Below are 14456 nucleotides of genomic sequence, written 5' to 3' on the forward strand. Positions count from 1 at the left end.
TGCCGAAACCAGAAGTGGATCCGACCGTGTCGCTCCAGCTCAGCGTCGACCGCAGCAGCCCGGTCCCGCTCTACTTCCAGCTGTCCCAGCAGTTGGAGGCCGCGATCGAGCACGGCGAGCTGACGCCGGGCAGCCTGCTGGGCAACGAGATCGAGCTGGCCGCACGCCTGGGCCTGTCCCGCCCGACCGTCCGCCAGGCCATCCAGTCCCTCGTCGACAAGGGCCTGCTCGTACGTCGTCGGGGCGTCGGCACCCAGGTCGTCCACAGCCAGGTCAAGCGCCCCCTGGAGCTCAGCAGCCTCTACGACGACCTCGAAGCCGCCGGCCAGCGCCCCGCCACCCGTGTCCTGGTCAACACCACCGTCGCCGCCTCCGCCGAGGTGGCCGCTGCCCTCGCCGTCGCCGAGGGCAGCGAGGTACGCCGCATCGAACGCCTCCGCCTCGCCCACGGCGAACCCATGGCCTACCTATGCAACTACCTCCCCCTGGACCTCCTGGACCTCGACTCCTCCCAACTGGAAGACACCGGCCTCTACCGCCTCATGCGCACCGCAGGCATCACCCTCCACAGCGCCCGCCAAACAATCGGCGCGAGAGCGGCAACCTCAGAGGAGGCCGACCGCCTGGGAGAACCGCAGAACGCCCCGCTGCTGACCATGCAACGCACGACCTTCGACGACACAGGCAGAGCAGTCGAATACGGCACCCACATCTACCGGGCGTCCCGCTATTCGTTCGAGTTCCAGCTACTCGTGCGGCCCTGAGGTGCCGGGGAAGCTTTCTGGGAAGGGGCTCACCCCCGCTTTTGAGGGCGCGGGGCTGTGTCGATTTGCGGCTCCGCCGCGTGGGCGCGACCAGCCCCCACCGATCCGCGCCCGAAACACAACCAAGGGCACCCCCCGCCCCCACGGGGCACCAAGCGGAGCGTTGAGGCAGAATCGGCCCGATGAGCACTTACCGCGACTTCACCCACCGCGGCTCCGCGCGGGCCACCGTCCTGCGGACCGTGGGAACGCGCGAGCGCCGCTCCCACCTGACGGCCCCCCGCGTCCCCACCGTCGGCATCGACATCGGCGGCACGAAGGTGATGGCGGGCGTCGTGGACGCCGACGGCAACATCCTGGAGAAGCTCCGCACGGAGACCCCGGACAAGTCGAAGAGCCCCCAGGTCGTCGAGGACACCATCACGGAGCTGGTCCTGGACCTCTCCGACCGGCACGACGTGCACGCGGTCGGCATCGGCGCCGCGGGCTGGGTCGACGCGGACCGCAACCGCGTCCTGTTCGCCCCCCACCTGTCCTGGCGCAACGAGCCGCTGCGTGACCGCCTCGCCGGCCGCCTCGCCGTGCCCGTCCTGGTCGACAACGACGCCAACGCCGCCGCCTGGGCCGAGTGGCGCTTCGGCGCCGGCCGCGACGAGGACCACCTGGTCATGATCACCCTCGGCACGGGCATCGGCGGCGCCATCCTGGAGGACGGCCAGGTCAAGCGCGGCAAGTTCGGCGTCGCGGGCGAGTTCGGCCACATGCAGGTCGTGCCCGGCGGCCACCGCTGCCCGTGCGGCAACCGCGGCTGCTGGGAGCAGTACAGCTCCGGCAACGCCCTCGTCAGAGAGGCCCGCGAGCTGGCCGCCGCCGACTCCCCGGTGGCGTACGGGATCATCGAGCACGTCAAGGGCAACATCGGCGACATCACGGGGCCGATGATCACGGAGCTCGCTCGCGAGGGCGACGCGATGTGCATCGAACTGCTCCAGGACATCGGCCAGTGGCTCGGCGTCGGCATCGCCAACCTGGCCGCCGCCCTCGACCCGTCCTGCTTCGTCATCGGCGGCGGCGTCTCGGCCGCCGACGACCTGCTCATCGGCCCCGCCCGGGACGCCTTCCGCCGTCATCTCACCGGCCGCGGCTACCGCCCCGAGGCCCGCATCGCCCGCGCCCAGCTCGGCCCCGAGGCCGGCATGGTCGGCGCCGCCGACCTCGCCCGCCTCGTCGCCCGCCGCTTCCGCCGCGCCAACCGGCGCCGGGTGGAGCGCTACGAGCGTTACGCGCGGTACGTGGAGGCCCGCCGCACCACCCAGGACTCCGCATGACCACCGCGGTGCCGCACCAGAGCGCGTCCCCCGACGAACCGGAGCACCCCGTCGAGGACCGCCGCCACAAGATCCGCCGCAGGGCGCTCACCCTGGCGATCATCGTGCTGCTCATCGGCGTACCGGCCGGTTACCTGGTGATCTCCGCCAACCAGAGCCGGGACAGCGGCAAGGACAAGGAGGAGAAGTACTCGGCGACCGGCCTCACCGCGCACTGGCCCTCCCGGCTCCAGCAGCGCCTCTACCGGGTGCCGATCCCGCCGTACTCGATGCACGTCGCGTACTACGAGACGAACAACTGGAGGACCAGCCGTCTGTACGTGCAGTTCTACACGAGCAACGAGGGCCTGGAGCGCTTCCTCAACCAGATCGGCATCAGCACGGACGATCTGGAAGAGAACGAGATCGCCATCAACACCCGCGACCGGGGCATCGTCGGCTGGAAGTTCACCGGCCCCGGCCCCTGGTACGGCCTCGTCCACGAGCAGAAGAACCCCGCGCCCACCCATGACATCGTTGTGAACCGGTCGAACCCGGACCATCCGATGGTGTATCTGGTCTCCCGAACAGTGCCCTGACCTGGGCACATCCCTGGCCGACTGCCCCCGCGCAGAGACGTCGGGGCCGATTGTCAGACCCCGCCCGTAGAGTCGGAGACAGCTGATCAGAGCCGGAGACGGCTCATCCGACTCAAGGGCGGGAGGTGACCGGACGCATGCGAGACATGGCTGTTCCCGAGGCCGACACGGCCGTTCCACCGCGTACGGCCGCCTCCGTACGGCTGGCCGCCGTCTTCCTGCCCGCGCCCCTGCCCCGCCACGGCCGGGTGGCGTTCTGGGACCCGGAGGGCGGGGAGCCGATCTCCGGCGGTCCCGCCGGTCCCGACGGCGGCACGGACCTCACGGTCGTACGCCGGCACGGCTCCGGAGTCCGCAGAAGCACCGTCCCCGCCGTGACCCTGCCCGTCGGAGAGGCCCTGCCGCTGCTGGCCGGGGCCCGGCGCGATCCGGCCGCGCACCCCGCCACGGCCTGCTGGGGTGCCGCCGCTCTGCACGCGCTGCGGCTCGTGGCCCGGGGGCGGCTGCTGCCGGGGCTGACCGCCGAGGGCTTCGACGCCTGGCGGGCGGGACCGCTCGACCCCGACGACATCGCGCACCTCAGGGCCGTCGCCGCAGCCCTGCCGTACGAGGGCCATGCCGTGCCGCTGCCCGGCAAGGGGCCCCTCCGGCTGCCCGAGCCGGAGGCGCTGATGCGGTCCTTCCTGGACGCGGTAGCCGACACCCTTCCGCGCGGCCCGGCGGCGCCGTACGTCTCCGGGAAGCCGTTCGCGGCGAGTGCCGGGCAGCGGCTGCCCGCCGCGCGCGACTGGGCGGCCGAGGTCGCCGCGGGCATGGACGCGGGCGTACGGATCTCACTGCGGCTCGACCTGTCTGCGTATTCGGTGTTTGACCCGTTCGACGACAGCGAAGGCGGACGACGCGCGGGCGCGGCCGTGGTGCAGGTGCACAGCCTCGCCGACCCGACGCTCGTCGTCGACGCGGCCGCGCTGTGGGCGGGGGACGCGGACGCGGCGTTCGGGCCCCGCGCACGCGTGGACGCGGCCCTGGCCGTACGGCGCGCGGCCCGGGTCTGGCCACCGCTGGACCGGCTCGCCGAGCAGGATGTGCCCGATGTCCTCGCCCTCTCCGAGGAGGAGCTCTCCGACCTGCTGGGCGTCGCCGCGACCCGGCTCGGCGCGGCGGGGGTCGCCGTGCACTGGCCCCGGGACCTGGCCCACGACCTGAGCGCCCGGGCCGAGGTGCGCCCGGCGCCCGGTTCGGCCACGGACGGCACCGGCTTCTTCGAGAGCGAGGAACTGCTTCGGTTCCGCTGGCAGTTGGCGCTCGGCGGCGACCCGCTCACCGAGGCCGAGATGGACACCCTCGCCGAGGCCCACCGCCCGGTCGTCCGCCTGCGCGACCAGTGGGTCCTCGTCGACCCGGCCCTCGTCCGCAAGGCCCGCAAACGCGAACTGGGCCTGCTCGACCCGGTGGACGCCCTGTCCGTGGCCCTCACCGGTACCGCCGAGGTCGACGGGGAGACGGTGGAGGCGGTGCCGGTCGGGGCACTGGCCGCACTGCGGGACCGCCTGACGGCCGGCATCGGCACGGTGGACCCACCGCCGGGCCTCGCCGCCACCCTGCGCGACTACCAACTCCGGGGCCTGGCCTGGCTGGACCTCATGACCTCCCTCGGCCTCGGCGGCTGCCTCGCCGACGACATGGGCCTCGGCAAGACGATCACCGTCATCGCCCTGCACCTGCGCCGCTCCCGCCCGCAGCCCACGCTGGTCGTGTGCCCCGCGTCCCTGCTGGGCAACTGGCAGCGGGAGATCACCCGTTTCGCCCCCGGAGTGCCCGTACACCGCTTCCACGGCCCCGACCGCACCCTGGAGAGCCTCGACGGCGGCTTCGTCCTCACCACGTACGGCACGATGCGCTCGACGGCTGCCCGGCTCGCCCAGCAGGAGTGGGGCATGGTCGTCGCCGACGAGGCCCAGCACGTCAAGAACCCTTACTCGGCGACGGCGAAAGCCCTGCGCACGATCCCGACACCGGCGCGGGTCGCCCTCACCGGCACGCCCGTCGAGAACAACCTCTCCGAACTCTGGGCCCTCCTCGACTGGACCACCCCCGGCCTGCTCGGTCCGCTGAAGTCCTTCCGCGCCCGCCACGCCCGCGCCGTGGAGAACGGCGAGGACGAGGAGGCCGTGACCCGCCTCGCCCGCCTGGTCCGACCCTTCCTCCTCCGCCGCAAGAAGTCCGACCCGGGCATCGTCCCCGAACTCCCGCCCAAGACCGAGACCGACCACCCCGTCCCGCTCACCCGCGAACAGGCCGCGCTGTACGAGGCGGTGGTGCGGGAGTCGCTGCTGGCCATCGAGACGGCGGAGGGGATCGCCCGCCGGGGGTTGGTCCTGAAACTCCTGGGCGCCCTGAAGCAGATCTGCGACCACCCGGCGCTGTATCTGAAGGAGGAGGCCGCCGGTGCGGTGGACCGGCTGCCCGTCCGCTCCGGCAAACTGGCTCTCCTGGACGAGCTGTTGGACACACTCCTCTCCGAGGACGGCTCGGCACTGGTCTTCACCCAGTACGTCGGCATGGCCCGCCTGATCACCGCGCACCTCGCCGCACGAGCCGTCCCGGTCGAGTTGCTGCACGGCGGTACGCCGGTCAAGGACCGCGAAGCGATGGTGGACCGCTTCCAGAGTGGGACGACACCGGTACTGGTCCTCTCCCTGAAGGCGGCGGGCACGGGCCTGAACCTCACCCGCGCCGGCCACGTCATCCACTTCGACCGCTGGTGGAACCCCGCCGTCGAGGAACAGGCCACAGACCGCGCCTACCGCATCGGCCAGACCCAGCCCGTCCAGGTCCACCGCCTCATCACCGAGGGCACCATCGAAGACCGCATCGCCGAAATGCTGGAATCCAAGCGAGCCCTCTCCGACGCCGTCCTCGGCTCCGGCGAGGCCGCCCTCACAGAACTGACCGACCGCGAACTGACGGACCTGGTGTCGCTGCGGAGGTCGGCATGAGCGGGATCGAGAAGGAGCCGGAGGCCGTGGAGGGCACGGCTGGGGAGGCGACGCACGAGGGAAGGGCAGGCGCGGGCGTGCCGGACTCCGGGGCCGGGGCACGTCCCGCCGACGCGGCTCGCCAGGCGTTGCGCGCGGCCCGGGAAGGGGTTCGTGGAGGGCCTGAGGGCGCCGACCGCCGGGACTCGGCTTCGGCGCCGCGTGTCGGTGTGGCCCGGGTTCGCGGGGCGGGCCGCCCGGGTGATGTGGCGCGGGAGGCGTTGCGGAGGGCCGTGGAGTCCAAGGCGGCCGGTTCTGAGGAGCCGGTGGGCGAGGATGCTCCCGCCGAGCCGACAGGTATCCGAGCCGGGGAGGGTGCCCCGCCCGGTGCACCGTCGGCTTCCCGACCCGGCGCCCGTCCTGGGGACATCGCCAGGAAGGCCCTGCGGGTCGCACGCGACGCGGCCGAGCGGGCTAGAACGGAGGCCGAGTACGCCGAGGACAGGGAACCCAAGGCCCCCCGCCGAGCGGCCGGTTCGCCGCCACCCCGCGCCCGGGGCTCCCGGACACGACAGGACCCGCCGGGCGACACCTTGGCCCGCGCCGGGGCAGACCGGGCCCGTGACGTCCACGAACTGCTCGCCGGTGCCTTCGAGTTGCCCTCGGAGGGGCCCGCCCCCGACGAGCCGGCACACGACTCCGCCAGCCCTGCCTCCGCCAGCCATGCCTCCGACGGCCCCACCCACGCCTCCGAGCGGCCCGACCCCGACACCCCCGACCACTCCAGTGCCGTCGAGGCCGAGGTAATCCCCCGCGTCCCCCGCACCATGCCCGCCCCTTCCCGAGACGGGGAGCTGCGTCGTACGTTCCCGGCCTTCCCGCCGCGCCCCTCGGCCGAGGGAGGGTTCGCGGAGAGTTGGTGGGGCAACGCGTGGGTCGCGGCTCTGGAAGAAGGCGCCCTGGACGCGGCTCGGCTCGCACGCGGGCGGGCGTATGCCGACAAGGGGCACGTGGACGCGATCACCGTGACGCCGGGGTTGGTGCTGGCGTACGTACACGGAAGCCGTCCCCGGCCGTACCGAGTGCAGCTACGGCTGCGCACGCTGGACGACGACGAATGGGACCGCTTCCTCGACGCGGCGGCCGAACGACCGGCACACATCGCCGCACTGCTGGACAAACAGATGCCCGAGGCCCTCGCCGGAGCGGGCACCCGAACCGGCACCGGCACCCCACGCGCCGTACGCCTGCTGCCCGGCCCCCGTGAGCTCGACCCCCATTGCAGTTGCCCCGACTTCGGGCACCCCTGCAAGCACGCGGCGGCGTTGTGCTACCAGACCGCGCGGCTGCTGGACGAGGACCCGTTCGTGTTGCTGCTTCTGCGGGGCCGGGGCGAGCGTGAGTTGCTCGACGCGCTGTCCCGGCGCAACGCCGCCCGTGCGGCCCGCGCCGCCCAGGAGCAGGAGCCCGCACCGCTCCCCGGCGTCCGGGCCCGTGACGCGCTCGCCCCGCGCACGCTCCCGCCGCTGCCCGCCCCGTTGCCTCCGCCGCCGCATCCGGCACAACCTCCGGTGTATCCGGGCGCGCCCGGCGGCCCCGACCCGTTCGCGTTGGACCAGTTGGCCACCGACGCGGCCGCCCGCGCGCATGCGCTGCTCACCACCGGACGTGATCCGGTGGCGGAGCTGACGCTCTGGCAGGACGCGGTACGGCTGGCCGCCGCCCGGCCCGGCTCCGGTCTCACCGCCACGACCCGCGCCCTGTACTCGTCGCTGGCCGCCGCCACCGGCCGCACCCCGACCGACCTGGCCAGGGCCGTCGCCGCCTGGCGTCAGGGCGGCCTCGAAGGGCTCGCCGTCCTGGAGGAGCCCTGGGACCCGCCGGCGGGCCGTTTCGACCGCGCCCGCCCCCTGCTGCTCGCCGCCGACCTCCCAGCGTTCCGGCCCTCGCGCAACCACCTCACCCACCCGCACGGCCATGTCCAACTCCGCCTGGGCCGCGACGGGTTGTGGTACGCCTACGAGTCCGACCCGGGCCACGACGACTGGTGGCCGAGAGGCACCCCTGACCTCGACCCGGTGGGCGCACTCACCGGCATAGGCACCACCGACGACGACCTCTGACCACCGTCGCACCCCTCCCGACCCCACCAGCGCGACACGCGGGGACGCTTGTTCGACACCGTGATTCCCCCTCCGGCACCGGCGGCGCGGGGCGGCCATGACCTGCGCTTCGGTGAAGAGGATGTGTGAGTTGCCCGCTGATGTTCGGGAGCCGTCTGGGCGGATTCGGGGCCCTGGGGTGGAGCACCAAGGATGGGACGTTAGCGTGGAGCGGTGAGTGAGACGACGACCCCCGCCCTCCAGTACCGCTTCGACGGGCCGGACGACGCCCCGGTCCTGATCCTCGGGCCCTCGCTCGGCACGACGTGGCACATGTGGGACCGGCAGATCCCGGAGCTGACCAAGCAGTGGCGGGTCTTCCGGTTCGACCTGCCTGGCCACGGCGGCGCGCCCGCGTACCCCGGCGGCTCGGTCACCGAGCTGGCCGCCAGGCTCCTTGCCACCCTCGATGCCGTCGGCGTCCAGCGGTTCGGCTACGCGGGCTGCGCGCTCGGCGGCGCCATCGGGGCCGAGCTCGCGCTGCGCCACCCCGACCGCCTCGCCTCCCTCGCGCTGATCGCCGCCTCGCCCCGTTTCGGCACGGCCGACGAGTTCCGCCAGCGCGGCGTGATCGTACGGACGAACGGCCTCGACCCCATCGCCCGTACGTCCCCGGACCGCTGGTTCACCGCGGGGTTCGCGGCGGCTCAGCCCGCGATCACCGAGTGGGCCGTGCAGATGGTCCGCACCACCGACCCCGGTTGCTACATCGCCGCCTGCGAGGCACTCGCCTCGTTCGACGTGCGCGCCGAGCTCGGCCGGATCGGCGTCCCCACGCTCGTCCTCGTCGGCTCCGACGACCAGGTCACCGGCCCCGCCGAGGCCCGTACGCTCGTCGCGGGCATCCCGGACGCCCGCCTCGCTGTCGTCCCCGGCGCCTCGCACCTCGTGCCGGTCGAGCAACCCGCCGCGGTCACCGACCTCCTCGTACGCCACTTCTCCACGGCCTGGCAGCCCGCCTACGACTCCACCACCGGCCAGATCGCGATCCCGGCGGCGCCCGTCAAGCCGGTCCTCGCCGCCGTCCCGCATCAGACCGCGCAGACCGCGCCGCAGCCGGGACCGCAGACCGGTCCGGTGGCAGAGATCGCCCCGGCCGCCGTGCAACCCGTGGCAGAGGGCAGACCCGACCCGTACGACGCCGGGCTCAAGGTCCGCCGCGAGGTGCTCGGCGACGCGCACGTCGACCGGGCGCTGGCCTCGGCGGACGAGTTCTCCGGCGACTTCCAGGAGTTCATCACCCGCTACGCCTGGGGCGAGATCTGGGACAGGCCCGGCCTCGACCGCCGCTCCCGCAGCTGCGTCACGCTGACGGCCCTGGTCGCCGGCGGGCACATGGACGAGCTCGCCTTCCACACCCGGGCGGCCCTCCGTAACGGCCTCACCCCGAACGAGATCAAGGAAGTCCTCCTCCAGGCCGCCGTCTACTGCGGTGTACCGGCCGCGAACAGCGCGTTCAAGGTCGCCCAGCAGGTGATCCGCGAGGAGACCACCCCCGAGGAGTGAGAGCGGGGGTGGGCGGCCGGGGGCAGGATGGAGCCATGAAGCTCACGCTCACGAAGAAGTCGCACGCCTGCGTCCGTCTGGAGAAGGACGGACGCACGCTCGTCATCGATCCCGGTGCCTTCAGCGAGGAGGACGCCGCGGTCGGCGCGGACGCCGTCCTGGTCACGCACGAGCACCCCGACCACTTCGACGAGGGACGGCTCCGCGCGGCCCTGGACGCCAACCCGGCCGCCGAGATCTGGACCCTGCGGTCCGTCGCCGAGAAGATCTCCGCCGCCTTCCCGGGCCGGGTGCACACCGTCGGCCACGGCGACACGTTCACCGCCGCGGGCTTCGACGTCCAGGTCCACGGCGAACTCCACGCCGTCATCCACCCGGACATCCCGCGCATCACCAACGTCGGCTACCTCATCGACGGCGGCCGCGTCTTCCACCCCGGCGACGCCCTCACCGTCCCCGACCACGCCGTGGAGACGCTGATGCTCCCCGTCATGGCCCCCTGGAGCAAGATCTCCGAGGTCATCGACTACGTCCGCGAGGTGAAGCCGCGACGCGCGTACGACATCCACGACGCCCTCCTCACCGACCTCGCCCGCCCGATCTACGACCGCCAGATCGGCGCCCTCGGCGGCGCGGAACACCTGCGGCTCACCCCCGGCACCTCGGCCGACCTCTGAGCGAGGACGGGCCGGGGCGGCGTTGTCGGACCCGGCCGGTAAGTTGTGGGCATGCGTATCGCCACCTGGAACGTGAACTCGATCACCGCCCGCCTCCCGAGGCTTCTGGCCTGGCTGGAGAGCAGCAACACGGACGTGCTCTGCCTCCAGGAGGCCAAGATCGCCGAGGACGGCTTCCCGTTCGAAGCGCTGCGCGAGAAGGGCTACGAGGCCGCGGTGCACGCCACGGGCCGGTGGAACGGCGTGGCGGTGATCTCCCGCACAGGCATCGAGGACGTGGTCAAGGGCCTGCCCGGCGACCCCGGCTACGACGGCGTGGTGGAGCCCCGCGCGATCTCCGCGACCTGTGGCCCGGTCCGCGTCTGGTCGGTGTACGTGCCGAACGGCCGCGAGGTCGACCACCCGCACTACGCCTACAAGCTCCAGTGGTTCGAGGCCCTCAAGGCCGCCGTAGCGGGCGACGCCGCCGGCAGCCGCCCCTTCGCCGTCATGGGCGACTACAACGTGGCGCCGACGGACGACGACGTGCACGATGTCGCCGCCTTCGAGGGCCTCACCCATGTCACCCCCGCCGAGCGCGCCGCCCTCGCCTCCCTCCGCGAGGCCGGTCTCTCCGACGTCGTTCCGCGCCCCCTCAAGTACGACCACCCCTTCACGTACTGGGACTACCGCCAGCTCTGCTTCCCCAAGAACCGAGGCATGCGCATCGACCTGGTGTACGGCAACGAACCGTTCGCGAAGGCGGTCAAGGACGCGTACGTGGACCGCGAGGAGCGCAAGGGCAAGGGCGCCTCGGACCACGCGCCGGTCGTCGTCGACCTGGACGTCTAGGCCACGTCCAGGCCGTTACAGCAGCCTGAGGTCCACCGACTCGGCGAGCGCCTCGAGGCCCGCGTCCCCCGGATGCAGATGGTCCCCGCTGTCGTACGCGGGGAGCATCCGGGAAGGCCGCGCCGGATCCCGGAGCACGGCATCGAAGTCGAGCACGCCGTCGAACTCCTCGTTGCTACGGATCCAGGCGTTCACCGCGGAGCGCTCAGCGTCGGCGGCGGCCGTGCAGCGGGCCTCGCCCTCGCAGGGCGCGATCGTCGCCACGAGCATCCGCAGACCGCGCTCGTGGCCCCGGGCGGCGATCTCCCGCAGCCCGGCGATGACCCGGTCCGCCGACGCGCCCCAGCGGACGTCGTTGACGCCCTGGAAGACGACGGCGGTACGGGCGGAGCTCTGGGCGAGGACGTCACGGTCGAGGCGGTGCAGGGCGCTCACGCCGCCCGAACTGGTGGACACACCGTCGCCGGGGTAGACGTCGGTGCCCACCCGGTTCGCCGAGATCCCCTGGTTGAGGACCCCGTAGCGCGGGACGGCGTTCTGGCTCCGCAGCCGGTCGGCGAGCACGTCCGGCCAGCGGCGGTTCGCGTCGGGCGTGGACTTGTCGCCGTCGGTGATCGAGTCGCCGAGGAGTACGACGGAGCCGGGGCCGCCGCCCACGTCGACACCGGTCAGCAGCGGCCAGCCGGTGATCGTCGAGGTGTACGCCGCCGCCGAGCCGTCGCCCGCGTGGTCGCCCGGTTCGCTGACGTACGAGGTCTGCTGGGCGAGCCGGTGGACGGGCGCGGCCGACACCGTGCCCGGCAGATGGAAGCTCACCAGCAGGTCGGTGTCCGCGGGCACCTCGAAGCCGAGCGGATCGCTGAACGCCTGTGCCCCCGCCGGGATCTCGGTACCCGCCGCACCCCGGAAGGACAACGGCACCGGCACACTCCGCGCGGCGGCGCCCTGGGCCCGCAACGCCACCGTCGCGCTCCCGACCCGTACCGGCGCCGACGCGAAGGAGTTGTCGAGCCGGATCCGCACCCGGGGCCCGCCCGCCGAGGTGTGCACCACGAGCCGCAGCGTCCGGTCGGTCCAGGGCCCGACGGCCGAGTAGCCCGAGGTCGCGGTCGCCCAGCTCCCGGTCCAGCCCTGTGACCCGGACCGCACGGACAGGGCGAACACATGCAGGTCCCGGTTGCGCGGCAGGGTCACCGAGGAGACCTCACGGCCCTGTACGACCGGCACGGTGACGACGTACAGCCGTGCCCTCTCGGCGAGTTGACCGCCGGGGGTGTTGACGCGGGGGAGCGCCACGGCCTTGGTGGCGAGTGGGCCGGTGCGCCAGTCCGGGGCGGTGAGGCGGTACGTCGAGCGGGCGCCGCCCGCGTAGCGGACCGTGCCGCTGCCCACGGCGTCGGTGCCGGCCGTGCCGGCGACCAGGAAGACGAGGGCGTCGCCACGGCCGCGTACCCGTACGGACTGGCCGTTCGCGCGTACGTTGTCCGGCTCGCCCGCAGTGCGGCGCGGCCAGGTCAGGCGTGCGCCCTGGACCGTCAGCGCGCGCCCGGGCGTCCAGCCGGCGGCGGTCAGGTCCTGTGCCGAGAGGGAGCCGCCGGAGCCGTCGAAGTCGGCCTCGGCGGGCCGGGCGTCGTCGCTGACGGCCCTGTTGTCGAAGAGCCGTTCCAGCGGCGCCGGTTCGGTGCCCGCGCCGGTGCCCGAGCCGGTGGCGGCCCGGGCGGAGGCGCCGGGTGCGAGCGTCGCCAGCAGCCCCAGTACGACGGCCGTTTTCCAGACGCGTCGGCGCACGCGCGCCCCCTCCCGTTTCGCTGCTGACGACGATGGCGGCCATGGCGGCCATGACGGCCATGACGATTGCGACATCGACTACAACGATGAGACGACAGATGTGCTACGAAACTAAAGAGGCGTCAGGGCACGTCAACGAGGTGCGCGTGAACCACGGACGAACTCCCGGCGAACAGGCGGCGCCCGCGCGCCTGTGGTGCGCAGAGCGGTGCGAATGACACGCTGACCACATGAACATCTCGTTCCTGGGCAACTGGCGCAAGAGGCGTGGCCCCGCTTTCGGGGTCGCGGTGTTCTCCGGCGACGACGGTGACGGTGGTGACGAGGAAGGCCACGAGGGTCTCGCCGAACTTCTCTCCGAATGCGAACTGCTGCGCACGCAGGCCCAGCAGGCCGGTGTCGAACTCGACGACTCCGCCGCTTCGTTGGAGGCCCTCGACCAGCTCGTGCCCCGCTGGCGCGACGACGAGGAGGCCGTGGCCTGGCTCGGCAACGACGCCGGGCTCTACCTCGGCACGGTCGTCGTCCGCACGATCCCCGGCACCCGCTGGGAGATCTGGCCCAACGGTCAGCCCGTGGTGCGGCTGGCCTCCGGCAGGGAGATCGACGTGGTCGAGGCCGGCCACGCGTGGGCCGCCAGCGGCGTACCGGAACTCTCACAGCTGTACGCCGAGGTCGCGGAGGGCAACGTTTCCTGACGGCGGCCGACTTCTGATGACCGGCGCCACTGACCGGCTGCGTGCCTCGACTACGATGAGCGGTTCACCCACTTGGAGGTGATCGCGGCCGAGGGCGCCACCCCGGTCGTACCAGGAACGCTGCTGCCGAGCGGGCAGTAGCCAAGGGGCCAGGCCCGCCCGGCGGCAGCCGGAGATCACTGCTCGCGCAGCGGGATCGACACGTATGACGGGTCGTTCGGCGGCGAGGAGAAGGTCAGCTGCGCGCCGGTCGGGTTGTGCTCGATGTAGGCCCGGCCCCTATGAGGGGCGATGCGAGGTCGCGGCCGGAACCACCGCTGCCGCCGGCGTCTGGGCGGCGCGCGTGACGTCCGCGACGAGTTCGACGACATCGGGACCGTACGCCTGGGAGTTGACGACCTTCAGCAGGAGGACGAAGGTGCCCGTGCCGTACTTGCGGAACAGGCGTTCGTGGTGGCGGGCGAGATAGCGGGTGGCGGCCTGGTTGTTGATGGCGCGCTGGCCGCAGAAGAGGAAGACGGGCCGGGACTGGTCGGGCTGGCCGGTGGTGAGCCGGGCCAGGATCACATGCTCGTTGACGCCGGGTTCCAGCCGGTAGCGCTCGCTGCCGATCTGCAGGGCGCCCCGGTCGGGCCCGGGGTCGGGGTTGGTGTTGAAGCGAATGCCGGGGAGCATCGCGGCGAGATGGGCGGCCACGCGGCGATTCGATCCGGGTCCGCCCACGCAGAACTCGGTGCGTTCGCCGAAGCCCTGCTGGGCGGCGTCCTGGGTGATGATCTGCGCGTGCGCACCGCAGTCCTTGACGAGCGCGGAGAGTTCCAGCAGCGCGAACACGTCGAAGCGGTGCACCGCCAGGTCCGAGCTGGACGGGTCGCGGTTGACCACCAGCAGGGACTCGGAGTTGTCGGGCAGTCCGAAGAACGTCTGCTTGCGGCGGAGCTTGCGCTTCCACAGGTAGGTCCGGACGAACCAGCCCAGCGAGGCACTGATGCCCGCCGCGATCACGCCGAGGACGATATTGCGCACGTCGTCATTCATGGCCGCGCATGGTAGCGGGCGTCACGAAACGCCGCCCGAATCCATGACCGATTCACCGGCCCGTGATGCCACCTGACGGGACCATGGCAACCGCGTTAGTCTGCGCGG

The 14456-nt window shown here is 72.7% G+C and carries 11 protein-coding genes; 9 read left to right on the forward strand and 2 right to left on the reverse strand.

Annotated elements, in window-relative coordinates; all coding sequences use genetic code 11:
• Nucleotides 1-26: 26 nt before the first annotated feature.
• From CES90_RS29430 to CES90_RS29465, 8 genes are all read left to right on the forward strand, one after another.
• Entirely contained in the window at nt 27-764 is a 738-nt protein-coding gene (locus CES90_RS29430) for a GntR family transcriptional regulator (RefSeq protein WP_189787153.1), read from the forward strand.
• A gap of 182 nt (nt 765-946) precedes the next feature.
• The gene (locus CES90_RS29435; protein ID WP_152172533.1) at nt 947-2092 is read left to right on the forward strand and encodes an ROK family glucokinase; all 1146 of its coding nucleotides are present in this window, start codon (nt 947-949) and stop codon (nt 2090-2092) included.
• Nucleotides 2089-2670, forward strand: coding sequence for a sugar kinase (locus tag CES90_RS29440; protein WP_189787124.1), 582 nt, complete (start codon nt 2089-2091; stop codon nt 2668-2670). Before CES90_RS29435 ends, CES90_RS29440 begins: the two co-directional genes overlap by 4 nt.
• 137 nt (nt 2671-2807) lie before the next feature.
• Nucleotides 2808-5669, forward strand: a complete 2862-nt coding sequence (locus CES90_RS29445) for a DEAD/DEAH box helicase (protein ID WP_189787125.1) — start codon at nt 2808-2810, stop codon at nt 5667-5669.
• Complete coding sequence (locus CES90_RS29450; RefSeq protein ID WP_189787126.1) at nt 5666-7771, forward strand: SWIM zinc finger family protein; 2106 nt, start codon at nt 5666-5668, stop codon at nt 7769-7771. The genes CES90_RS29445 and CES90_RS29450 overlap by 4 nt, the downstream gene beginning before the upstream one ends.
• A gap of 213 nt (nt 7772-7984) precedes the next feature.
• A complete protein-coding gene (gene pcaDC, locus CES90_RS29455; protein WP_189787127.1) occupies nt 7985-9316 on the forward strand; it encodes a bifunctional 3-oxoadipate enol-lactonase/4-carboxymuconolactone decarboxylase PcaDC in 1332 nt (443 codons plus the stop codon).
• A 35-nt stretch (nt 9317-9351) separates the two neighbouring features.
• Entirely contained in the window at nt 9352-9993 is a 642-nt protein-coding gene (locus tag CES90_RS29460; RefSeq protein ID WP_189787128.1) for an MBL fold metallo-hydrolase, read from the forward strand.
• Between the two features lie 51 nt (nt 9994-10044).
• The gene (locus CES90_RS29465) at nt 10045-10824 is read left to right on the forward strand and encodes an exodeoxyribonuclease III (RefSeq protein ID WP_189787129.1); all 780 of its coding nucleotides are present in this window, start codon (nt 10045-10047) and stop codon (nt 10822-10824) included.
• A 15-nt stretch (nt 10825-10839) separates the two neighbouring features.
• On the opposite strand, the gene CES90_RS29470 is transcribed toward CES90_RS29465, so the two are convergent.
• On the reverse strand, nt 10840-12687 hold the full coding sequence (locus tag CES90_RS29470; RefSeq protein WP_208921460.1) for an SGNH/GDSL hydrolase family protein: 1848 nt from the start codon (nt 12685-12687) through the stop codon (nt 10840-10842).
• Between the two features lie 155 nt (nt 12688-12842).
• Here CES90_RS29470 and CES90_RS29475 point away from each other — a divergent pair, with 155 nt between their 5' ends.
• Nucleotides 12843-13310 (forward strand): DUF6278 family protein, encoded by a 468-nt coding sequence (locus tag CES90_RS29475; protein WP_189787131.1) that lies wholly within the window; start codon nt 12843-12845, stop codon nt 13308-13310.
• Nucleotides 13311-13589: 279 nt separating this feature from the next.
• Here the strand turns inward: CES90_RS29475 and CES90_RS29480 are convergent, their stop codons facing one another.
• Nucleotides 13590-14348 (reverse strand): hypothetical protein, encoded by a 759-nt coding sequence (locus tag CES90_RS29480; protein ID WP_189787132.1) that lies wholly within the window; start codon nt 14346-14348, stop codon nt 13590-13592.
• Between the last annotated feature and the right edge of the window lie 108 nt (nt 14349-14456).

The organism is Streptomyces capitiformicae (assembly GCF_002214185.1).
Lineage (GTDB): Bacteria > Actinomycetota > Actinomycetes > Streptomycetales > Streptomycetaceae > Streptomyces > Streptomyces capitiformicae.